Origin of the sequence: Brachybacterium sp. J153 (assembly GCF_036311905.1) — a bacterium.
In the GTDB taxonomy this organism is placed as follows: domain Bacteria; phylum Actinomycetota; class Actinomycetes; order Actinomycetales; family Dermabacteraceae; genus Brachybacterium.
Window position 1 is genome coordinate 108442 of sequence record NZ_JAZDCH010000012.1, and the last position, 20904, is coordinate 129345.

Genomic DNA, 20904 nt, shown 5'->3' on the forward strand with positions numbered 1-20904 from the left:
GCGCCGGGACGGACCGGGACGCCTATGGTCCTGTCCCCGGACCTCCAGGAGGGAAAACTCGTGAACTCGTTCGTGCGCGTCCTGCGCACTCCCGAGCTGAGGGCGAAGATCCTCTTCACCCTGGGGATGATCGCGATCTATCGGATCGGCGTCTTCATCCCCACCCCGGGCTTCGATGCCACCAACGTCATGGTGTGCGCGGACCAGGCGCTCGGCGCCGGGGGCGGCGGCGCGCTGGGCATGGTCAACATGTTCTCCGGCGGCGCGCTGCTCCAGCTGTCCATCTTCTCGCTGGGCGTGATGCCGTACATCACCGCCTCGATCATCGTGCAGCTGCTGCGCGTGGTGATCCCGCGGTTCGAGGCGCTCCACAAGGAAGGCGCGGCCGGGACCCAGAAGCTCACGCAGTACACCCGCTACCTGACGATCGGTCTCGCGATCCTCCAGGCCACCACGATCATCACCCTGGTCCGCTCGGGCCAGTTCTTCGTGGGCTGCAACCTGACGCTGGTCCCCGACCAGTCGATCCCGGCGCAGCTGCTGATGGTCCTCACCATGACCGTCGGCACCGTGCTGATCATGTTCATGGGCGAGATGATCACCGAGCGCGGCATCGGCAACGGCATGTCCCTGCTGATCTTCACCTCGATCGCCGCATCCTTCCCGGGCGCCATGGGCCAGGTCTGGCAGCTGCAGGGCTGGATGACCTTCTCCCTCGTGATCCTCGTGGCCCTGCTGGTCATGATCGGCATCGTCTTCGTCGAGCAGTCCCAGCGCCGCATCCCCGTGCAGTACGCCAAGCGCATGGTGGGCCGCCGCATGTACGGCGGGACCTCCACCTACATCCCGATCAAGGTCAACCAGGCCGGCGTCATCCCCGTCATCTTCGCCAGCTCGATCCTCGCGCTGCCGCAGATGGCCGCGAGCTTCGGCGACCCCTCGGCTGGCTGGGTCCAGTGGGTCAACGCCCACCTGGTCATGGGCATCTCGTTCTCGTGGATCTACGCCGCGGTCTACATCGCCCTGATCGTCTTCTTCGCCTTCTTCTACACGTCGATCACCTTCAACGCGGAGGAGATCGCCGACAACATGAAGAAGTACGGCGGCTTCGTGCCCAACGTGCGCGCGGGCCGACCGACCGAGCGCTACCTGCGCTACGTGATCAACCGGATCCAGACCCCCGGTGCGATCTACCTCGCGGTGATCTCCGTGATCCCGCTCCTCGCCCTCGTCTACCTGGGGGCCTCGCAGAACTTCCCGCTGGGCGGAGTGTCCGTGCTGATCATCATCGGCGTCGGCCTCGACACCGTGAAGCAGATCGACGCGAAGCTCCAGCAGCACCACTACGAAGGGATCCTCCGGTGACCACCCCCGACACCTCCGCCGAGACCACCGCCCGCCGCCTGCTCATCGTGGGCCCGCCCGGGGCCGGCAAGGGCACCCAGGCCGCGCGCCTCGCTGCCGAGGCGGGGATCCCCGCGATCTCCACCGGCGACATCTTCCGCGCGAACGTCGCGGGCGAGACGGAGCTGGGCGTCCTCGCGAAGTCCTACATGGACAAAGGCGAGTACGTGCCGGACTCGGTCACCAACGACATGGTCCGCTCCCGCCTCGCCGAGGCGGACGCCGCGGACGGCTTCCTGCTGGACGGCTACCCGCGCACTCTCGACCAGGTCGACGCGCTCGACGGGATCCTCGCCGACCTCGGCGCCGCCCTCGACGCGGTGCTGCTGCTCGAGGCCGACGACGACACGGTCGTCGAGCGCCTCATCGAGCGCGGCCGCGAGTCCGGTCGCAGCGACGACACCGAGGAGACCATCCGCCACCGGCTCTCGGTGTACGCGGCGCAGACCACCCCGCTGATCGACGTGTACGAGGCGCGCGGGCTGGTCCGCCGCGTCGACGGCATGGCGTCGATCGACGAGGTCACCGCCGCTCTGCGCGAGGCGCTGCGCACCCGATGAGCATCCTCCCGGAGCGCGTGGAGCTGAAGACCCCCGAGCAGATCGCGGTCATGCGCCGCAGCGGTCATCTGCTGCACCGGGTCCACGACATGCTCGCCGAGCACGTGCGGCCGGGAGTGACCACGAAGCGTCTGGACGAGCTCGCCCACACGATGATCCGCGACGAGGGCGCCGTGCCGAACTTCCTCGGCTACCAGGGCTACCCCGCGACGCTGTGCATCAGCGTCAACGAAGTCGTCGTGCACGGCATCCCCGACGACACCGTCCTCGCCGAGGGCGACGTCGTCTCCATCGACGGCGGACTGATCATCGACGGCTGGCACTCCGATGCCGCGCGCACGCACATCGTCGGGGAGCCGCGCTCCACGGCCGACGAGGACCTCGTGCGGATCGCCCGCGAGGCCCTGTGGGCCGGCATCGCCGCGCTCGCCACCGCGCAGCGGGTCGGCGACGTCGGCGCCGCGATCGAGGACCTCGTCGAGGCCGAGGCGGGGGAGACGCTCTCCCACCTCGAGGGCTTCGGCGGCCACGGCATCGGCACCGCCATGCACCAGGCCCCCGACGTCATGAACTACCGCACCCGCACCCGCGGCCCGAAGATCCGCCCCGGCCTCTGCGTCGCGATCGAGCCGATGCTCATCCAGGGCGACGGCGCCTGGGAGATGGACGAGGACGAGTGGACCGTCCGCGCCCTCTCCGGCGGCCGCGCCGCGCACTGGGAGCACTCCGTCGCGGTCACCGAACAGGGACTGGTGGTGCTCACCGAAGGCGACGGCGGCGCCGAGGAGCTCGGCCGGCGCGGGATCCGGGCGGCCCCCGACCCGCTCACGGCCCCCGGAGCGTGACGGGCATCATCGCCCTGCACTCTCGCCCCTGCGGCGAGCCGCGTGTACGCTGGACGACTGGGTGTGCTCCGCGCGCGTTCCTCGCATGCGGTCGCGCAGACCCGTCGCCACGACCCCCGTTCCGGCCCGTCCGGTCCGGGGACCGACGTCGACGCTGCGCCTCGGCCCGCCCGTGACCTCGACCTGCGCCATCCGGCGGGGGAGGGTCAGGACCAGGAATGCGGAACTCGGTCCCCGGTGCGCCGGGGACGAGAGATTGGGGAGGCATGGCCAAGAAGGACGGCGTGATCGAGGTCGAGGGCACGGTCACGGAGGCGCTCGCGAATGCGCGTTTCCGCGTCGAGCTCGACAACGGGCACAAGGTGCTCGCGCACATCTCCGGGAAGATGCGCCAGCACTACATCCGCATCCTTCCCGAGGACCGCGTGGTCGTCGAGCTGAGCCCCTATGACCTCGACCGAGGCCGCATCGTCTACCGCTACAAGTGATCGTCCCGGGAGAAGGAAGCTATGAAGGTCAAGCCGAGCGTCAAGCCGATCTGTGACAACTGCAAGGTGATCCGTCGCCACTCGCGCGTCATGGTCATCTGCTCGAACCCCCGTCACAAGCAGCGCCAGGGCTGAGTCCAGCCGCGGCACCGCCGTGACCGCCCCTCACGAGGGGCACCGCCCGCCCAGCGGGCACCACACAACAGAAGAGACGACACCACCGGCACGGCCGGTCACCCGCAGTCGGAGGCTGCGGCGCCACGGGAGCAGCCCGCGGCGAGGTGTCGGATCAGGCCTCCGAGACAAGTAGGAGAGAACTGCTATGGCACGTCTGGTGGGAGTGGATCTTCCGCGCGAGAAGCGGGTCGAGATCGCCCTGACGTACATCTTCGGCGTGGGTCGTACCCGTGCCCTGGAGACCCTGGCCGCCACCGGGGTGTCCGGCGACAAGCGTGTGAAGGAGCTGACCGACGAGGAGCTCGTCCAGCTGCGTGATCACATCGAGGCGAACTACATGGTCGAGGGTGACCTCCGCCGCGAGGTGGCCGCCGACATCCGCCGCAAGGTGGAGATCGGCAGCTACCAGGGCCTGCGTCACCGCCGTGGTCTGCCCGTGCGCGGCCAGCGCACCAAGACCAACGCGCGTACCCGCAAGGGCCCCAAGCGCACCGTCGCCGGCAAGAAGAAGGCCCGCTGATCCACGGCTCCTGCCGTCGGAGCGCGTCTTCGCACCCCGTTAGCACCTCGCGCCGCTGAGGGATCCGGCGCCCCACACACCCACCAGAGGAGTTCTGCCGCATGGCAACCAAGACCCGTCAGGCCGCAGCGCGCAAGCCGCGTCGCAAGGACAAGAAGAACGTCGTCAACGGCCAGGCCTACATCAAGAGCACGTTCAACAACACGATCGTGTCGATCACCGACCCCACCGGCGCCGTCATCTCCTGGGCCTCCGCCGGCCAGGTCGGCTTCAAGGGCTCGCGCAAGTCAACCCCCTACGCCGCGCAGATGGCCGCCGAGGCCGCTGCCCGCCGCGCGCAGGAGCACGGCATGAAGAAGGTCGACGTCTTCGTGAAGGGCCCGGGCTCGGGCCGCGAGACCGCGATCCGCTCGCTCACCGCGACCGGCCTCGAGGTCGGCTCCATCCAGGACGTCACCCCGCAGCCGCACAACGGCACCCGCCCGGCCAAGCGCCGCCGCGTCTGACCTCGCAGACGGCGGTGCCGGGCCCGGAGCCCGCACCGCCGTCGGCACCTGGAACCATCCACCTCTAGGCCCACCGCCCCCTTCTGAGCGTCATATGGCGGACGCTCGCGGAAAGGATCACCAGTGCTCATTGCACAGCGCCCCACGCTGACCGAAGAGGTCGTGTCGGACAACCGCTCCCGGTTCGTCATCGAGCCGCTCGAGCCGGGCTTCGGCTACACCCTCGGCAACTCCCTGCGCCGCACCCTCCTGTCCTCCATCCCCGGCGCCGCGGTCACCTCGATCCGCATCGACGGCGTGCTGCACGAGTTCAGCACCGTCCCCGGGGTCAAGGAGGACGTCACCGAGGTCATCCTCAACATCAAGAACCTCGTCGTCTCCTCCGAGAACGACGAGCCCGTCGTGATGTACCTGCGTCGCGAGGAGTCCGGCCGCGTCACCGCCGCCGACATCACCCCGCCCGCCGGTGTGGAGATCCACAACCCCGACCTGCACATCGCGACCCTCAACGAGAAGGGCCGCCTGGAGATCGAGCTGATCGTCGAGCGCGGTCGCGGCTACGTCTCCGCCGCGCAGAACAAGGGCATCGACGGCGAGATCGGCCGCGTCCCGGTCGACTCGATCTACTCGCCGGTCCTCAAGGTGACCTACAAGGTCGAGGCGACCCGTGTCGAGCAGCGCACCGACTTCGACAAGCTCATCGTCGACGTCGAGACGAAGCCCGCCATCTCCCCGCGCGATGCCATGGCCTCCGCGGGCAAGACCCTGGTCGAGCTGTTCGGCCTGGCCCACGAGTTGAACCAGGAGGCGGAGGGCATCGAGATCGGCCCCTCGCCGACCGATCAGGCCCTGGCCGCCGATCTGGCCCTGCCGATCAACGACCTGAACCTCACGGTCCGCTCGTACAACTGCCTCATGCGCGAGGGTGTGCACACCGTCGGCGAGCTGACCGCGCGTTCCGAGGCCGACCTGCTCGACATCCGCAACTTCGGGCAGAAGTCCATCGACGAGGTCAAGGCGAAGCTCGCGGAGCTCGGGCTGTCGCTGAAGGACTCCCCGGCCGGGTTCGATCCGTCCGCGCTCGAGTCCTACTCGGACGACTTCGGCGACCAGTACTGACCTTCACACTTATCCACTAGGAGAACGACCATGCCTGCACCCACCAAGGGCGCGCGCCTCGGCGGGTCCCCCGCGCACGAGCGGATGATCCTCTCGGGCCTCGCCACCGAGCTGTTCCGCCACAAGGCGATCACCACCACCGAGACGCGGGCCAAGCGCCTGCGTCCCGTCGCCGAGCGCCTGATCACCCAGGCCAAGAAGGGCGACCTCGCCTCCCGTCGCCGCGTGATGCGCAGCATCCGCGACAAGGGCGTCGTCTACTCGCTCTTCGAGGAGATCGCCCCCACCTTCGCCGAGCGTCCCGGTGGCTACACCCGGATCACCAAGGTCGCGCCGCGCAAGGGCGACAACGCCCCCATGGCCGTGATCGAGCTGGTCCAGGAGGCGTACTCGCCGAAGCAGGCCGTCGTCAAGGAGGCCGAGGGCGCCGCGAAGAACGCTGCGAAGCCCGCCGCCGAGGATGCCGACGTCACCGCCGAGGAGACCCCGGTCGTCGAGACCGCGGAGGAGACCACCGCCGCGGACGATACCGCCGCTGCCGAGGAGACCGACAAGGCCTGAGGCCCGGTCGCGAACCGCTGCACCGCCGAGGGCGGGTCGAGGGAGTGATCCCCCGACCCGCCCTCGACGCATCTCCCGGGGCACAGGTCCGGGGCGGCGGCATGGGATGGCGCCACGAGGTGGCGGGGACGTCCGGCAGTCTGTCCCGAAATGTTCTGGAACAGGTGGGAGATCGTGACCATATGGTCATCGGGACCCCTCCCGGGGTGGTCTACGGTGGACGGCGGGCCCCGTCCCGATGGTGCCCGTCCGCAGTACGTCGACACCCGGAGCTCATCATGTCCCAGCGGTCGCTTCCCCCCGCCTCCGCCCCCCAGTCCTCGACCTCCGCGCTCAGCCGGCGGGGTCTCCTCGCCGCCGCGGCCGTCGCCGTCCCCGGCGCCTCCCTCGCCCTGAGCGCCGCGCCCGCGAACGCCGATCCCGCCGTCACCGGCGGGGAGACCCGCGTCGTGGACGTGCCCCTGTCCGAGGCGGAGCTGATCGAGGTGGACGGCGCCCCCGTGCGCGACCTCCCGCAGCAGCCCGCCACGATGGTGGGCGTGACCTGGCCCGCGGCGGCGGACGCGCCGACGGTGCAGGTGCGCGGGCTGCAGTCGGACGGGTCCTGGACCGCGTGGGAGCTGCTCGAGACCGCCGAGGACCCGCAGACGGGCGAGGACGCGCCCGGCACCGAGGCGGCCTGGATCGGGGTGGTCCAGGCGCTCCAGATCCGGGTCGAGGTCGACGGCGCCGATGCCTCCGAGCACGCGGTCGCCCACCTCGTCACCACCTCGGCCGCCCCCGACGACGAGAGCGTCGCGGAGGAGGCGGTCGCCGCCGCGGAGACGGAGGACAGCGGCGAGCAGTCCGAGGCCAGCCCGAAGGCCGCCCGGATCACGACTTTCGCCGCCCCCGCGTCGACCTCCGCCGTCGGCCCGGGCGCCCCGACGATCACCTCGCGCGCCGCCTGGGGCGCCGATGAGTCCCTGGTGCGCGGCACGAGCGGTGCGAAGCGCCTCAAGGGCGTGGTGCTGCACCACACCGCCGGCACCAACAATTACACCTCGAGCCAGTCCGCGCAGATCGTGCGCGGCATCCTCACGTACCACACCCAGTCCCTGGGCTGGGCGGACATCGGCTACAACGTGCTCGTCTCCAAGTACGGGCAGATCTTCGAGGGCCGCCACGGCGGGCTGCACCGGAACATCATCGGCGCCCACGCCTACGGCTTCAACACCGGGAGCTTCGGCATCTCGGTGATGGGGAACTACTCCTCGGGCACGGTGCCGGCAGCGGCGACCTCCGCCGTCGCCCGGGTGGTGGGCTGGAAGCTGCTGAGCACCTTCCACACCTCCGCCACCTCGAGCGCCACCTGGACCCCGGGCTCCGGCACCAAGTTCCCCGCCGGGAAGACCGTGACCCTCCCCGTGCTCTTCGCCCATCGCGACGTGAACAGCACCGAGTGCCCCGGTGACTCGCTCTACGCGAAGCTCGCCTCCCTCCGCAGCGCCGCCCAGAAGCAGATCGACAGCGGCTGGAAGGAGCACCTGTGGGCCTTCCAGGGGGCGGGCGGCGAGGCGGTCCTGGGCACCGTCGTCGAGGGCGCCCACACCACCGGCTCGTACACCGCGACCCTGCTCACCAAGGGGCTCGTGCTCCAGAGCGGCGGGAACGCCGCGGGCTACGCCACCCCCTTCGGACCGGACTGGGAGCAGTCCTGGGGACGGCCGACAAGCGGCGTGAGCACGAACGGTACGACCTTCTCGCAGGAGTTCGAGAACGGCGTGGCCGTCTCCCGCTCGGGCACCGTCAGCTTCGGCGCCGCCCGCTTCGTGGACGTCCCCCCGGGGACCATGTACAAGGAGGAGATCGAGGAGCTCGCCGGGCGCGGAATCACCACCGGCTGGCCCGACGGCACCTACCGTCCGCTCTCCCCGATCCAGCGCGACGCGATGGTGGTCTTCCTCTACCGCGCGCTGGGCAAGCCCGCCTTCACCCCGCCCACCACCTCCCCGTTCACGGACATGCCGCGCAGCCGCATGTACTACAAGGAGGTCACCTGGGGTCGGGCCCAGGGGATCGTCGAGGGATGGCCCGATCGCACCTTCCGCCCCACCGCATCGATCGAGCGCGGGGCCGTCGCGGCTTTCCTGTACCGTGCTTCCGGGAGCCCGGCGGTCCGCGCCGGCAGCCCCTTCCGGGACGTCCCGGCGAACCACCAGTTCGCGCGGGAGATCACCTGGCTCGCGAGCACCGGCATCACCACCGGCTGGCCGGACGGCACCTTCCGGCCGAGGGATGCGATCGCCCGCGACGCGATGGCGGCCTTCATGGTCCGCTGGATGGAGTACCGCGGGCTGTGACGCGCTGAGCGACCGGCCCCTTCACGAAGGAGATGCCGGTGAGGGTCGCCCTGCTGTGCGATGTCGACCAGACCGTCTACCACGTCGGGGACGAGGCGATCGCGACCGCGACCACCCGTCGGCTCGAAGCGCGGGGCCTCCAGGTCACGCGCATCAGCCGGCACGAGAAGTACGGTCCGGGCGGGCGGGCCGCGGCCCGCACCCTGCCCGCGCTCACCTTCCCCTGGCCGCTCGAGCAGCGCGCCGCCTATCTCGGCGAGATCCGCCGCGTCCTCGCGGGGGAGCGGGACGCCCTCCCGGCGGAGGACAAGCTCCACGGCATCCTCGAGCGGCTGCGGGAGGTCGACGCCCTCGTGATCGGCGGCGGCGGCAGCCTCACCTCCCGCTACGGCTGGCTGCTCGATGAGCGCATCGCCACCGCGGAGGCGGCCCGCTCCCTCGGCAAGCGCGTCGTGCTCAGCGGGCAGAGCCTCGGCCCCGAGCTCACCGACGCCGATCGCGCGGCGGTGCGCTCCCTGCTCGACGCCTGCGACCTGGTGGGTCTGCGGGATGCGCTGAGCGTGCGGATCGCCCGGCAGATCGCCCCCGAGCATCCCGCGATCGTGCAGGTCCTCGACGACGCCCACGGGCTCGGCCTCCCGGAGGACGGCACGCCTCCGGTGCTCGACGAGCGGCTGCTCTCGGTGACCCTGGGCGGGGACGGCGATCCCTTCCCCCGCGAGCAGTACGCGGGCATCGCCGCAGCGCTGATCGACGCCGTGGTCGCCCGCACCGGCGCCCGGGTGCAGATGGTGCCCCACATGGCCGATCCGGACAGCGGCGGGGGAGACCTCGACCTGCACCGGGAGGTGGCCTCCCGGGTCTCCGCCGAGGTGGAGCAGCTGCCGATCGAGCTCGACACCGCGTCCGCGGCGCGCACCAGCGCGGCCGGCTGGGTCCTCAGCACCCGGTTCCACCCGGTCGTCTTCGGTGCCGCCGCCGGGGCCGCGGTGCTCGCGGTGCCGCTGAACCGCTACGGGGCCACCCGCATGGACGGCGCCCTGCGCGCCCACGGTCTCGCGGGCGGCGCCGTGCCGCTCGCGGCGCTCTGGGATCCGCGCACCGGCGGTCCCTCGGCCCTGGTGGACGAGGTGGCGGACGCCCTCGTCGCCGCCCGTCCCGCCGAGCACGAGCACCTGCGCGCGCGGGCCGGCGCCCTGCGCTCCGCCGGGGAGTCCTGGTGGGACGGGGTCGTCGACGTGCTCACCGGCGCGCGGTCCGCGACCGAGGTCGCCGCCGCCGTGGAGCCCGGACCGGAGCCGCAGCAGCGCTGGCCCGAGCCGCTGCGCCGGGCCCTCGCGCCCTACAGCACCGCGGTCGACGCGGCGCCCGCGCCGTCGGCCGCGATCATCCTCCGCACCCGCGACCGGCTGCGCCTGCTGGACCGCGCGATCCAGGACGTCCTCGCCCAGACCCGGCAGGACTGGGAGCTCGTGGTGGTCGACGACGCGGGCGATGCCGCCGCGGTGGACGCCGTGCTCGCCCGCCACGAGGGCGAGGCCGCGGGGCGGATCCGCGTCCGCCACCGCACCGCGTCCTCCGGGATGGAGGCCGCGAGCAACGAGGGCCTGCGGGCGAGCTCCGCGCCGCACGTCGCCGTCCACGACGACGACGACACCTGGCACGCCACCTTCCTGCAGGAGACACTCGCCCACCTCGAGGCCCATCCCGAGCAGGAGGCGGTGGTGGTGCGCACCCTGATCGTGCATGAGCACGAGACGGCGACGGGCTTCGTCGAGGACGAGGTGTTCCCCTCCTGGCCCGAGATCGCCGGGGTGCGGCTGGTCGACTACCTGGCCGTGAACCGCAACGTGCCCATCGCGATGCTCCACCGCCGCCGCGTCCACGAGGCGATCGGCGAGTACGACGAGTCGCTGCCGGTCGTGGGCGACTACGCCTTCCATCTCGCGCTGCTGCAGCATGCCGAGGTGGGATTCCTGGATCGTCCGCTCGCGCAGTGGCGTCATCGACGCGACGCCGCGGGGGCGAGCAGCAATTCGATGTACGCGATGAGCGACGGCCACCGGCACTTCGACGCCGTGCTGCGGGAGCGCGCGCTGCGGGAATGGACCCGCGAGAACGGGATCGGCCTGCCGCTGTTCCTCGCCAAGAACACCGAGAGCACGGTCGAGCGCAGCGAGGAGCGCATTCTCGAGGAGCTGCGCGCGCTGCGCGAGGAGGTCGCCGCGCTGAGGGGCCGCCGGTCCCCGCTCGAGGAGCTGGGCCGACGAGCCTATCGCCGGGTGCGACGCGGCCGCTGAACCGGCGGCAACTGAGCGGCCCCCGCTGAACCGTCGGCCGCAGGGCGGTCTACAGCCGAGCGAGCGGCCGGGCCCCGCGGGCCCGGCCGCTCGTGATCAGCCGAAGTAGCGGGGCAGGGTGCCCTCGCGCAGCTCGCGCAGCTCGGCAAGGCCGAGATCGGCAAGGCCCGCGAGGGAGAGCGTGTCGCCGCCGGTCGTGCCCAGCCGGAGCACCGGCACATCGTGCTCCGCCGCGAGGGCCGTCAGCGCCTCGAGGCCCTCCGCGGGCACGGCCACGAGGGCGCGGGCCTGCGACTCGGCGAAGAGGGCGCTCGTGAGGTCGACGCCGTCCCGCTCGAGCAGCGGGGCGAGGTCGATCGCGGCGCCGGTCCCGAAGCGGGTGCTCGCCTCGACGAGGGCCTGGGCGAGCCCGCCGTCGGAGAGGTCGTGAGCGGCGGCGCCGAGACCCTGCTCCGAGGAAGCGATGAGCACACGCGCGAGCGCCCGCTCGGCCTCGAGCTCCACCCGCGGGGGGAGCCCACCGAGGTGCTGGTGGATCACGTCGGCCCAGGCGGAGCCCGAGAGCTCCTCGCGCGTGGTGCCGAGCAGGAGCACCGCGAGGCCCTCGCCCTGCCAGCCCGAGGGCACACGACGGGCGACGTCCTCGAGGACGCCGAGCACGCCGACGACGGGGGTCGGGTGGATGGCGGAGTCGATCCGCCCGGGCTCGCCGGTGGAGTTGTACAGGGAGACGTTGCCGCCGGTGACGGGCACCTCGAGGGTCTCGCACGCCTCGGCGAGGCCGCCGATCGCCTCGACCAGCTGCCACATCGGGCCCGGATCCTCGGGGGAGCCGAAGTTCAGGCAGTCGGTGATCGCGAGCGGCACCGCGCCGGCGGTGGCGACGTTGCGGTAGGCCTCGGCGAGGGCGAGCTGCGCCCCGGCGCGCGGGTCGAGCTTGGTGTAGCGGCCGTTGGCGTCGGTCGCGAGGGCGATGCCGCGCCCGGTCTCCTCGTCGATGCGCAGCACGCCTGCGTCGTCGGGCATGGCGAGGGCGGTGTTGCCGCCGACGTAGCGGTCGTACTGATCGGTGATCCAACCGGTCGAGGCGAGGTTCGGGGAGGCGATCAGGGTGCGCAGCTGCGCGATGACCTCCTCGGGGGTGCCGGGCCGGGGGAGCGCCTCGGCGGCGTCCGCCTGGAGGGCGTCCTGCCAGTCGGGCCGGGCGTAGGGGCGGTCGTAGACGGGGCTGTCGATCGCGACGGTCGCCGGGTCCACGTCCACGATGCGCTCGCCGTGGTGGTCGATCGTGAGCCGCCCGTCGCCGGTGACCTCGCCGATCACGGCGGCCTCGACGTCCCAGCGCGCGGTGATGGCCTGGAACTCGGCGAGCTTCTCGGGGCTCACCACCGCCATCATCCGCTCCTGCGACTCGCTCATCAGGATCTCGCCCGCGGTGAGGGTGGGATCGCGCAGCAGCACCTCCTCGAGATGGATGTGCATGCCGGAGCCGCCGTTGGCGGCGAGCTCGCTGGTCGCGCAGGAGATGCCGGCGGCGCCGAGGTCCTGGATGCCCTCGACGGTGCCCGCCGCGTACAGCTCGAGGCAGCACTCGATGAGGACCTTCTCCATGAAGGGGTCGCCCACCTGGACGCTGGGCCGCTTGACCGGGCCGTCCTCCTCGAAGGTCTCCGAGGCGAGGATCGAGGCGCCGCCGATGCCGTCGCCGCCGGTGCGGGCGCCGAAGAGCACGACCTTGTTGCCCGCGCCGGTGGCGGAGGCGAGGTGGATGTCGTCGTGGCGCATCACACCCAGGGCGAGCGCGTTGACCAGGGGGTTGGACTGGTACGAGGCGTCGAAGACGGTCTCTCCGCCGATGTTCGGCAGGCCCAGGGAATTGCCGTAGCCGCCGACGCCGGAGACCACGCCGTGCACCACGCGCGCGGTGTCGGGATGGTCGATCGCGCCGAAGCGCAGCTGGTCCATGACGGCGACCGGCCGAGCGCCCATCGAGATGATGTCGCGCACGATGCCGCCCACGCCGGTGGCGGCGCCCTGGTACGGCTCGACGAAGGAGGGGTGGTTGTGGGACTCGACCTTGAAGGTCACGGCCCAGCCGTCGCCGATGTCGACGACGCCCGCGTTCTCGCCCATCCCCACCAGGAGCTTCTCGCGCATCTTCTCGGTGGTGTGCTTCCCGAAGGTGCGCAGGTGCGTCTTGGAGGACTTGTAGGAGCAGTGCTCGGACCACATCACCGAGTACATGGCCAGCTCGGCGTTGGTGGGGCGGCGGCCCAGCAGCTCGCGGATGCGGGCGTACTCGTCGTCCTTGAGCCCGAGCTCCGCGTACGGCTGGACCTGGTCCGGCGTCGCGGCCGCGTTCTCGACGGTGTCGGACTCGCCGACGGGGCCGGCGGGGGAGGTCGTGGTCTCAGCGGTCATCGCGGGGTGGGGTCCGTTCGTCACGAGGGCTGGGGGAGCATCGGGCGCTGAGGCCCGATGCCCGCCCAGTCTACGGTCGTCCCGCGATCGGGGTCGGGGCGGTCCGCCTCGCCCTCAGCGCCGACGCGAGGACTGCTTCGCGGCGTCCCGCAGCGCCTTCTCGCTGACCGGTGCGTCGTGGCTCGCCCGCTGCGCGCGGTAGTACGCCGCGGCCTCGTCCTGCCGCTCCTGCTCCCCGCCGAGCGCGATGGGGGCGCGCACGTGGCCTGGGCGCACGTCGAAGGCGGCGACCAGGTCCAGCACGTGCGGGCGCAGACGCCACAGCAGTCGGCGGAGGTCCGCGCCGATCTGCCGACCGCGCTGCGGGGAGATCATCCCCGAGAGCAGGAACCAGGCCAGGTCGTCCTGGATGGCGGTGAGACCGAAGAGGTCGCGCACGTCGGTCAGCACCGCGCGGCTGCCCTCGGCGCCGGGGCCGTCGAGGGCCTCGATCCCCGCCGTGAAGGCCCGCCAGCGGACCAGGTCGGCATGGGCGCGGGCGGCGTCCAGCATCTCCACCTGGTGCTTGTTGACCTCGGCGGCGGCGTCGGCCGGGCTCATCTTCGCGGTGCCGCGCAGGGCGAGGGCGACCTCCTCGACCTTGACCCGGGCGCGGTCGGCGAGCATCTCCTCCTGGAAATCGGCCTGGCGCATCGAGTCGAAGGCGCGGCGCGGGTTCCCGCGGTCGCTCATGGACTGGCCGAGGCGCGCCCAGGGGGTGTGGCGCTTGGCGAGCACCTCCGCGCGCTGGGCGATGAAGCGGCCGATCCCGGCCCGGTCCACGCTCCTCAGCTCGGAGGTGTAGTCCGAGAGCAGGCGCTTGGCGACGAGCTGCAGCAGGATCGTGTTGTCGCCCTCGAAGGTCGCGTACACGTCGAGGTCCTGGTGCAGGCCCACCAGCTGGTTCTCCGCCATGAAGCCCGAGCCGCCGCACGCCTCGCGGCACTCCTGGATGGTGTCCAGGGCGAGCCGGGTCGAGGTGGGCTTGAGGGTGGCGGCGAGGGTCTCGAGGTCCTCGCGCGCCTCGGGCGTGTCGCCGCGGCCGGAGAAGACGTCGTCGAACGCCTGCAGCAGCTGCTCGTGCGCGAAGGCGCCCGCATAGGTCGCGGCGAGCTTCGGCAGGAGGCGGTGCAGGTGCGCCTGGTAGTCCATCAGCACCGTCTCGCGGGTCGGGTCCGCGGCGGTGAACTGGCGGCGCTGGGTCGCATAGGTGATCGCGATGTGCAGCGCGAGCTGCGAGGCGCGGATCGCGGAGCCGTCGAGGGAGACGCGGCCCTGCACGAGCGTGCCGATCATCGTGAAGAAGCGGCGCCCGGGCGACTCGATGGGCGAGGTGTAGGTGCCGTCGGGGGCGACGTCGCCGTAGCGGTTCAGCAGGTTCCGGCGCGGCACCCGCACGTGGTCGAAGGCGAGACGGCCGTTGTCGATGCCGTTCAGGCCGCCCTTCTCGCCGTCGTCCTCGCTCGAGACGCCGGGCAAGAGGTTCCCGTCGGCATCCCGGACGGGCACGTAGAAGCAGTGCACGCCGTGGTCGACGCCGTTCGTGATGAGCCGCGCGAAGACCGTCGCGGCGCGGGCGTGGATCGCGGCGTTCCCCAGGTAGTCCTTCCACGCGGCGCGGAACGGGGTATGGAGGACCCACTCGCCGTCCTCGCCGCCGTCGGGGTCGAAGGTCGCGGTGGTCGCGAGCGACTGCACGTCGGAGCCATGCCCGATCTCGGTCATCGCGAAGGCGCCGGGGGTCTCGAGGCTCATCGCGCCCGGGACCCAGGCCTTCTGCTGCTCCTCGTCGCCGAGCTGCACGATCGCGGAGGTGAACAGGCCCCACTGCACGCCGGCCTTGATCTGCAGGGACGGGTCGGCGACGACGAGCTCCTCGAAGGCGGCGACGTTCGCGCCGTTGTCGTTCGGGCCGCCCAGGTGCTCGGGGAGCATCGGCAGGGACATCTGCTGGTCGGCGAGCTCCTGCAGCTGAGCGTAGACGCGCTCGCGGCGCTCGGCGACGCTCGCGTCGAGGGGGCGGTGGAACGCGGGCTGTGCGGCCCGGTCGCGGGAGGTGCGGCGGGCGTCGGCCCAGCGGCCCAGGAGCGCCTCGGAGACCAGCTCGACGTCGAGGCGGGTGCCGTCGACGGGGACGGGGATCGGTCCGGTCGGTGCGGAGCCGGAGGTCGCAGCGGACGTCGTGGTGGTCGTGGTGGTCGTGGTGGAGGGGGTCGTCGAGGTCATGGGTGCAGTCCCTTCATGAGCCAGGTGACCAGGTGGGTCACGAGCTGATCGGCAGTGAGCAGAGCGGGGCGGGGAGCGGGGTGGGGAGCGGACGGGGGGTCCGAGGCGGCCGACGGGACGGTGGGGGCCGTCGGGCCGTCGGCCGCGGCGGCCTCGACGCTCGTCATCCAGCTGTCGACCGCGCGCTCGACGAAGCCGACCGCGCCGTGCGCCCAGACCTGCGGCGAGGGCGTGCCCGCGGGGAGGAAGCTGGCGACCAGGCGGGTGACGGCGGCGAGGAAGTGGTTCAGGCCGTCGCTGGGCCGCGTGACGAAGCGGTACACGCCCGGGGAGCGCTGCGCGGTCTCGACGTAGGCGGCGATCATGGCGCGGATCCGCTCCTCGGGGGCGGGCTCGCGGCCGCTGCGGCGCTCGAGCCCGCGCAGCTCCTCGAGGAGCCGGCGGTGCATCGAGGAGAGGATCGCGCGGCCCAGCTCGGCCTGAAGGTGCGCCTTGTCCTCGAAGTACCGGTAGACGATGGACTTGGACGTGCCGGAGGCCGCGGCGATGTCCTCCATCGTCACGTCGGGGCCGCGCTCGTGGATCAGGTGGCGGGCCACGTCCAGCAGCTCGCCGCGCCGCTGCTCGCGGTGCTGTGCCCATCGGGCGGAGCGGCCGTCCACGGGGGCTTGCGTCGTCGCATTCACGGAACCTAGGGTATCAAGTACCGTCGGTTCTATGTAAAGTCCCTGTCCGGGACTCCCGCAGTCCGCGACCCCCGTGACCACGAAGAGGTGCACCACAGTGACCCAGACCGAAGCTCCCCGCGACGCCCTCGTCCTCGGCGGCAACCGCATCCCGTTCGCCCGCTCGGGCGGGCCCTACGCCGGGATCAGTAACCAGGACCTGCTGACCGCGGCGCTCGACGGCCTCGTCGCCCGCTACTCCCTGCAGGGCGAGAAGCTCGGCGAGATCGCCGGCGGCGCGGTCCTCAAGCTCGCCGGCGACCTCAACCTCACCCGCGAGAGCGCGCTGGGCACCCCGCTCGACCCGCGCACCCCTGCGATCGACCTGTCCAAGGCGTGCGCGACCAGCCTCGAGACCGTCCTCCACGTCTCCAACCGCCTCCGCCTGGGCCAGATCGACTCCGGCATCGCGTGCGGCGTCGACTCCGCCTCCGACGCCCCGATCGAGGTCAGCGCCCGCCTGCGCCGCATCCTCCACCGCGCCGCCGCCGCGAAGACCACGATGCAGCGCGTCAAGGCGCTCTCCGCGATCCGCCCGGCGGACCTCTCCCCGGTCCCGCCCCGCAACGGCGAGCCCCGCACCGGCCTGTCGATGGGCGAGCACCAGGCGCTCACCACCGCCCAGTGGGGCATCACCCGGCAGGCCCAGGACGAGCTCGCGCTCGCCTCCCACCGGAACCTCGCCGCGGCCTACGACGCGGGCTTCCTCGACGACCTGATCACCGGCTACCGCGGCCTCGCCCGCGACCAGAACCTGCGCCCCGACTCGAGCCTCGAGAAGCTCGCGACGCTGAAGCCCGTCTTCGGCGTGAAGTCCCCCCAGGTCGAGGAGCCGACCATGACCGCGGGCAACTCGACCCCGCTCTCCGACGGCGCCTCAAGCGTGCTGCTGGGCAGCGCCGACTGGGCCGCCGAGCGCGGCCTCACCCCGCTCGCCCGCGTCGTCGACGCCCGCAGTGCCGCCGTCGACTTCGCGCACGGCGACGAGGGCCTGCTCATGGCCCCCGCCTACGCCGTCCCCGAGCTGCTCGACGCGCACGGTCTCGCCCTGCAGGACCTCGATCTCTACGAGATCCACGAGGCGTTCGCCGGGACGGTGCTGAGCACCCTCAGGGCCTGGGAGTCGGAGGAGTTCTGCCGCACCCGGCTCGGCCGCTCCGCCCCGCTCGGCGCGATCGACCGCTCGCGCCTGAACGTCTCCGGCTCCTCGCTCGCCGCGGGCCACCCGTTCGCCGCGACCGGCGGCCGGATCGTCGCGACCCTCGCCAAGCTGCTCCACGAGCGGGCCCGGGAGACGGGCCGCACCCAGCGCGGCCTGATCTCCGTGTGCGCCGCCGCCGGGCAGGGCACCGTCATGCTGCTCGAGTCCGTCACGGCCTGAACGCCGAGCCGACCAGGAGGAACCGATGACCGACACTTACACCCGCCTCGTCCGCTCCGGCCCCGGAGGGATGCTCGCCAAACAGCTGGGCCTGCCCCGCCCCTCGCGCCTGCTGCGGCGCCACGACCGCCCCGAGCCGGTGCTCGGCCCGGTCGTCGTGCTCGGCACCTCGGCGGGGGCCGACGCAATCGCCCGCCGCCTTCTCGCCGAGGGCGCCGATGTGCGGCGCCGCCTCGAGGACCTGCGCACCGTCGGCTCCGTGCTGGTGGTGGCCGACGAGCTCGCCGCCCCCGCCGAGCTCGGGCCGCTCGTGCTGCCGTTCGCCGGGGCCGTCCGCTCCCTCGCACCGGGAGCGCGGGTCGTGACCGTCTCCCGTCCCGCGACGGGAGAGGACCCCGCTCGGGACGCCGCCCGCGGCGGCGTCGAGGGCTTCGTCCGCTCCCTCGCCCATGAGCTGCGGGCCGGCGGCACCGCCAACGGCGTGCTGGTGGCCGACGGCGTGGGCCTGGATGCCCCGGGGGTGGTCGGCGCGCTGCGGTTCCTGCTCTCGGCGCGCAGCGCCTTCGTCACGGGCCAGTTCCTGACCGTCTCGAGCCCGGCGGGCACGGAGACCGAGAACCTCTCGCTCCCGCTCGCCGGACGCACCGCTCTGGTCACCGGCGCGGCCCGCGGTATCGGTGCGGCGATCGCCCGCACCCTCGCGGCCGACGGGGCCCGACTCGTGGTCCTCGACGTGCCGGGCGCGGGCACCGAGCTCTCCCGCCTGGCCAACGAGCTGCGCGCCGTGCCGATCCAGCTCGACGTCACCTCTCCCGGCGCGGGGGAGCGGCTCGTCGCCGCGCTCCGCGACAGGGGCCTGACGCTCGACATCCTCGTGCTGAACGCGGGCATCACCCGCGACAAGCTCTTCGCCAACATGACCCCGGACCGCTGGGATCCGGTGCTCGCCGTGAACATCACCAGCCAGATCGCGCTGAGCGACGCGCTGCTCGAGGCCGGGGACGTGCTCGGGGAGCACCCGCGTGTCGTGTCCCTCGCGTCCACCAGCGGCATCGCCGGCAACCGCGGCCAGACCAACTACGCCGCGTCCAAGGCCGGGGTGATGGCCTTCGTCGACGCGCTCGCGGCACGGCTCGCCCCCGCGGGCGGGACCGCGAACGCCGTCGCCCCCGGGTTCATCGAGACCGAGATGACCGCGAAGATCCCGCCGGTGACCCGCGAGATCGCCCGTCGGCTGAACTCGCTCCAGCAGGGCGGGCTGCCCGTGGACGTCGCCGAGGCGATCGCCTTCCTCGCGAGCGACGAGGCGGGCGGCATCCAGGGCGAGACCCTGCGCGTGTGCGGCCAGAACATGGTGGGCAAGTGATGGCGGCACCGCGCACCGAGGAGAGCGTCAAGGACCTCGCCGATCTGCCCTCCTTCCCCGCGATCTACGCCGCCGCCCTCGATCCGCGCGGGGCGCGCCGCGACGGCGGGGAACCGCGCCTGCCGGAGATCGCCTACCGGGTCCGGGCCGTCCGGATCGACGGGGAGCGGGCTCGCGACTTCGACCATCTGATGGGCGGGGCCGCGACCGACCTGGTCCACCCCGGCGTGCTCCACGTGCTCGCCTTCCCCGTCTCGCTCGCGCTGATGGCCCGGCGCGACTTCCCCTTCCGGCTGCTCGGCCTGGTGCACCTGCGCAACCAGGTGCTGCAGCACCGTCCGGTGCGAGTGGGCGAACTGGTCGACGTCGAGTGCCGGGTGCGGGATCTGCGCCCGCACCGCAAGGGCCGCACCTTCGAGGCGGTCTCCACGATCCTCGGCCAGGACGGCGAGATCATCGCGACCGACGTGTCCACCTATCTGGTGCGCGGCGGGGCGGAGCGGTCCGGGGCGGACGAGCAGTCGGCGCGGCGCGAGGAGTTCGTGCCGCCGCGGCCGACTGGACGCTGGCGGCTCGGCGCGGACACCGGTCGGCGCTACGCCGCGGTCTCGGGGGACGTGAACCCGATCCACCTCTCGGCGCTCAGCGCGCGGGCGTTCGGCTTCTCGTCCGCGATCGCGCATGGCATGTACACCGCCTCCCGCGCCTTCACCGAGGCGCGGGTGGACCTGTCGCGGCCGCTGCGCTGGGACGTCTCCTTCGACGCCCCGGTCACCCTGCCCGGCTCGCTGCTCGTCGCCTACGAGGACGATCCGGCGACGGGAACGGTGCGCTGCGTCGGCTGGCGCCCGGGCCGCGGCGAGAAGGGCCCGCGCCGCTGCCTCGAGGTGGAGGTCACGACCCTCGAACGGTGAGCGGAGGGCTCAGCGCAGACCGGCCTCGAGTGTGCTCAGCAGGTGCTCGACGAAGGCGTCGGCCCGCACGTCGGTGAGCAGGTCGACGGTGGGCTCCCGGCCCCAGCGACCCAGCTCGTCGCCGACGGTCTGGCCGCGGGTCAGGGTGCCCGTGAGCTCGACGTCCACCGCGAGTGGGCGGGTCGATGCGAAGTCGCCCGTGACGGCGTGCGCCGCGACCAGCGGGTCGTGGACGTGCGCGCTCCAGCCGAATCCGTCGGACTCGTGGAACTCGAAGTAGAACCGCAGCGCTTCGGCGAGGATCCGCGCGACCGGGTTCCCGGACGTCCCGGCGAGCTGCTCGACCCGCTCGAGCACGTCGCCGCCCACGTGCACGGACTCAGTCGCCTGCAGGGCGCCGAGCACGGGTAGACGCGGCGCGCTCGCGAAGGCCGCCAGCACCCGCTGCGCCGCCTCCGGATCCACGGCGATGTTCCACTCGCTCGTCGGGCCGGTGTTGCCCCGGTGATGGATCGCGCCGCCCATTACGTGCAGCCGTCGCAGCAGCCGCGGCAGCTCGGGCTCGATCTCGAGCGCGAGGGCGAGGTTCGTGTGCGGGCCGAGCACGAGGCCGACCAGCTCGCCCGGACGCTCCCGCGCGAGATCCACCCACAGCTGCGCCCCCGAGCGCGGATCCTCCGCGCGCGTCGGCTCGGGCAGCACGGCATGGCCGAGCCCGCCCGGGCCGTGGGTGTCGTCGGCGAACATCGGCGGCTCGACGAGCGGCCGATCCGCGCCGAGGGCGACGGGAGCAGGGATCCCGAGCAGCTCTGCGAGCACGAGGTTGTTGCGGTGCACCACCGAGGCGGGGACGTTGCCGCCGGTCGAGACGATGCCTGTCACCTCGACGTCCTCCCGCAGCGCGAGATAGGTGAGGGCGAAGGCGTCGTCGATGCCGGTGTCGCAGTCGACGAGGAGGGGGAGCGTCATGGGGCCAGCCTACGGAGCCCTGCGGAGCCGCTGCGGGCCTG

The 20904-nt window shown here is 72.5% G+C and carries 18 protein-coding genes; 14 read left to right on the forward strand and 4 right to left on the reverse strand.

Annotated elements, in window-relative coordinates; all coding sequences use genetic code 11:
* Window positions 1–60: 60 nt before the first annotated feature.
* The 11 genes from secY (at window position 61) to V1258_RS07355 (ending at window position 10822) form a co-directional block, all read left to right on the forward strand.
* Entirely contained in the window at window positions 61–1365 is a 1305-nt protein-coding gene (secY, locus tag V1258_RS07305; RefSeq protein ID WP_329749010.1) for a preprotein translocase subunit SecY, read from the forward strand.
* Entirely contained in the window at window positions 1362–1964 is a 603-nt protein-coding gene (locus V1258_RS07310) for an adenylate kinase (protein WP_329749011.1), read from the forward strand. The genes secY and V1258_RS07310 overlap by 4 nt, the downstream gene beginning before the upstream one ends.
* Window positions 1961–2809: a type I methionyl aminopeptidase gene (map, locus tag V1258_RS07315; protein WP_329749012.1), complete on the forward strand. Its 849-nt coding sequence runs from the start codon at window positions 1961–1963 to the stop codon at window positions 2807–2809. Before V1258_RS07310 ends, map begins: the two co-directional genes overlap by 4 nt.
* Before the next feature lie 266 nt (window positions 2810–3075).
* Entirely contained in the window at window positions 3076–3297 is a 222-nt protein-coding gene (gene infA / locus V1258_RS07320; RefSeq protein ID WP_010532507.1) for a translation initiation factor IF-1, read from the forward strand.
* 21 nt (window positions 3298–3318) lie between these two features.
* Window positions 3319–3432 carry a 50S ribosomal protein L36 gene (gene rpmJ, locus V1258_RS07325; RefSeq protein ID WP_010532506.1) on the forward strand — a complete coding sequence of 38 codons (114 nt, stop codon included), beginning with the start codon at window positions 3319–3321 and terminating at the stop codon, window positions 3430–3432.
* A 187-nt stretch (window positions 3433–3619) separates the two neighbouring features.
* Window positions 3620–3994: a 30S ribosomal protein S13 gene (gene rpsM / locus V1258_RS07330; protein WP_329747484.1), complete on the forward strand. Its 375-nt coding sequence runs from the start codon at window positions 3620–3622 to the stop codon at window positions 3992–3994.
* Between the two features lie 101 nt (window positions 3995–4095).
* Window positions 4096–4500 (forward strand): 30S ribosomal protein S11, encoded by a 405-nt coding sequence (rpsK, locus tag V1258_RS07335; RefSeq protein WP_329747485.1) that lies wholly within the window; start codon window positions 4096–4098, stop codon window positions 4498–4500.
* 123 nt (window positions 4501–4623) lie between these two features.
* Window positions 4624–5619, forward strand: a complete 996-nt coding sequence (locus V1258_RS07340) for a DNA-directed RNA polymerase subunit alpha (protein WP_329747486.1) — start codon at window positions 4624–4626, stop codon at window positions 5617–5619.
* 30 nt (window positions 5620–5649) lie between these two features.
* Window positions 5650–6180: a 50S ribosomal protein L17 gene (gene rplQ / locus V1258_RS07345; protein ID WP_329749013.1), complete on the forward strand. Its 531-nt coding sequence runs from the start codon at window positions 5650–5652 to the stop codon at window positions 6178–6180.
* A 278-nt stretch (window positions 6181–6458) separates the two neighbouring features.
* Window positions 6459–8522, forward strand: a complete 2064-nt coding sequence (locus V1258_RS07350; protein ID WP_329749014.1) for an S-layer homology domain-containing protein — start codon at window positions 6459–6461, stop codon at window positions 8520–8522.
* Window positions 8523–8560: 38 nt separating this feature from the next.
* Window positions 8561–10822, forward strand: coding sequence for a polysaccharide pyruvyl transferase family protein (locus V1258_RS07355; protein WP_329749015.1), 2262 nt, complete (start codon window positions 8561–8563; stop codon window positions 10820–10822).
* Window positions 10823–10918: 96 nt separating this feature from the next.
* On the opposite strand, the gene purL is transcribed toward V1258_RS07355, so the two are convergent.
* The 3 genes from purL to V1258_RS07370 all read right to left on the reverse strand — a co-directional run bounded on the left by purL (window position 10919) and on the right by V1258_RS07370 (window position 16194).
* Window positions 10919–13243 (reverse strand): phosphoribosylformylglycinamidine synthase subunit PurL, encoded by a 2325-nt coding sequence (purL, locus tag V1258_RS07360; protein WP_329749016.1) that lies wholly within the window; start codon window positions 13241–13243, stop codon window positions 10919–10921.
* A gap of 114 nt (window positions 13244–13357) precedes the next feature.
* Complete coding sequence (locus V1258_RS07365) at window positions 13358–15508, reverse strand: acyl-CoA dehydrogenase family protein (RefSeq protein ID WP_329749017.1); 2151 nt, start codon at window positions 15506–15508, stop codon at window positions 13358–13360.
* Complete coding sequence (locus V1258_RS07370) at window positions 15505–16194, reverse strand: TetR/AcrR family transcriptional regulator (RefSeq protein WP_329749018.1); 690 nt, start codon at window positions 16192–16194, stop codon at window positions 15505–15507. Before V1258_RS07370 ends, V1258_RS07365 begins: the two co-directional genes overlap by 4 nt.
* A 97-nt stretch (window positions 16195–16291) precedes the next feature.
* On the opposite strand from V1258_RS07370, the gene V1258_RS07375 reads away from it, so the two are divergent.
* Genes V1258_RS07375 through V1258_RS07385 form a run of 3 tightly spaced genes read left to right on the forward strand, consistent with a single transcriptional unit; the run spans window position 16292 to window position 19894 of the window.
* Window positions 16292–17614: an acetyl-CoA C-acetyltransferase gene (locus V1258_RS07375; protein ID WP_329749019.1), complete on the forward strand. Its 1323-nt coding sequence runs from the start codon at window positions 16292–16294 to the stop codon at window positions 17612–17614.
* A gap of 25 nt (window positions 17615–17639) precedes the next feature.
* A complete protein-coding gene (locus V1258_RS07380) occupies window positions 17640–18980 on the forward strand; it encodes a 3-oxoacyl-ACP reductase (RefSeq protein WP_329749020.1) in 1341 nt (446 codons plus the stop codon).
* Entirely contained in the window at window positions 18980–19894 is a 915-nt protein-coding gene (locus V1258_RS07385; RefSeq protein WP_329749021.1) for a MaoC/PaaZ C-terminal domain-containing protein, read from the forward strand. The genes V1258_RS07380 and V1258_RS07385 overlap by 1 nt, the downstream gene beginning before the upstream one ends.
* Window positions 19895–19903: 9 nt before the next feature.
* Here V1258_RS07385 and V1258_RS07390 read toward each other — a convergent pair whose 3' ends face one another.
* Window positions 19904–20863: a nucleoside hydrolase gene (locus tag V1258_RS07390; protein WP_329749022.1), complete on the reverse strand. Its 960-nt coding sequence runs from the start codon at window positions 20861–20863 to the stop codon at window positions 19904–19906.
* Window positions 20864–20904: the final 41 nt, after the last annotated feature.

Excerpts from the sequence above, each read along its gene's own strand:
- V1258_RS07365 (WP_329749017.1), bottom strand. The coding sequence starts at position 15,508 with ATGACCTCGACGACCCCCTCCACCACGACCACCACGACCACCACGACG.
- V1258_RS07350 (WP_329749014.1), top strand. The coding sequence starts at position 6,459 with ATGTCCCAGCGGTCGCTTCCCCCCGCCTCCGCCCCCCAGTCCTCGACC.
- purL (WP_329749016.1), bottom strand. The coding sequence starts at position 13,243 with ATGACCGCTGAGACCACGACCTCCCCCGCCGGCCCCGTCGGCGAGTCC.
- infA (WP_010532507.1), top strand. The coding sequence starts at position 3,076 with ATGGCCAAGAAGGACGGCGTGATCGAGGTCGAGGGCACGGTCACGGAG.
- rpmJ (WP_010532506.1), top strand. The coding sequence starts at position 3,319 with ATGAAGGTCAAGCCGAGCGTCAAGCCGATCTGTGACAACTGCAAGGTG.
- V1258_RS07380 (WP_329749020.1), top strand. The coding sequence starts at position 17,640 with ATGACCGACACTTACACCCGCCTCGTCCGCTCCGGCCCCGGAGGGATG.
- rpsK (WP_329747485.1), top strand. The coding sequence starts at position 4,096 with ATGGCAACCAAGACCCGTCAGGCCGCAGCGCGCAAGCCGCGTCGCAAG.
- rpsM (WP_329747484.1), top strand. The coding sequence starts at position 3,620 with ATGGCACGTCTGGTGGGAGTGGATCTTCCGCGCGAGAAGCGGGTCGAG.
- V1258_RS07385 (WP_329749021.1), top strand. The coding sequence starts at position 18,980 with ATGGCGGCACCGCGCACCGAGGAGAGCGTCAAGGACCTCGCCGATCTG.
- rplQ (WP_329749013.1), top strand. The coding sequence starts at position 5,650 with ATGCCTGCACCCACCAAGGGCGCGCGCCTCGGCGGGTCCCCCGCGCAC.
- V1258_RS07390 (WP_329749022.1), bottom strand. The coding sequence starts at position 20,863 with ATGACGCTCCCCCTCCTCGTCGACTGCGACACCGGCATCGACGACGCC.
- map (WP_329749012.1), top strand. The coding sequence starts at position 1,961 with ATGAGCATCCTCCCGGAGCGCGTGGAGCTGAAGACCCCCGAGCAGATC.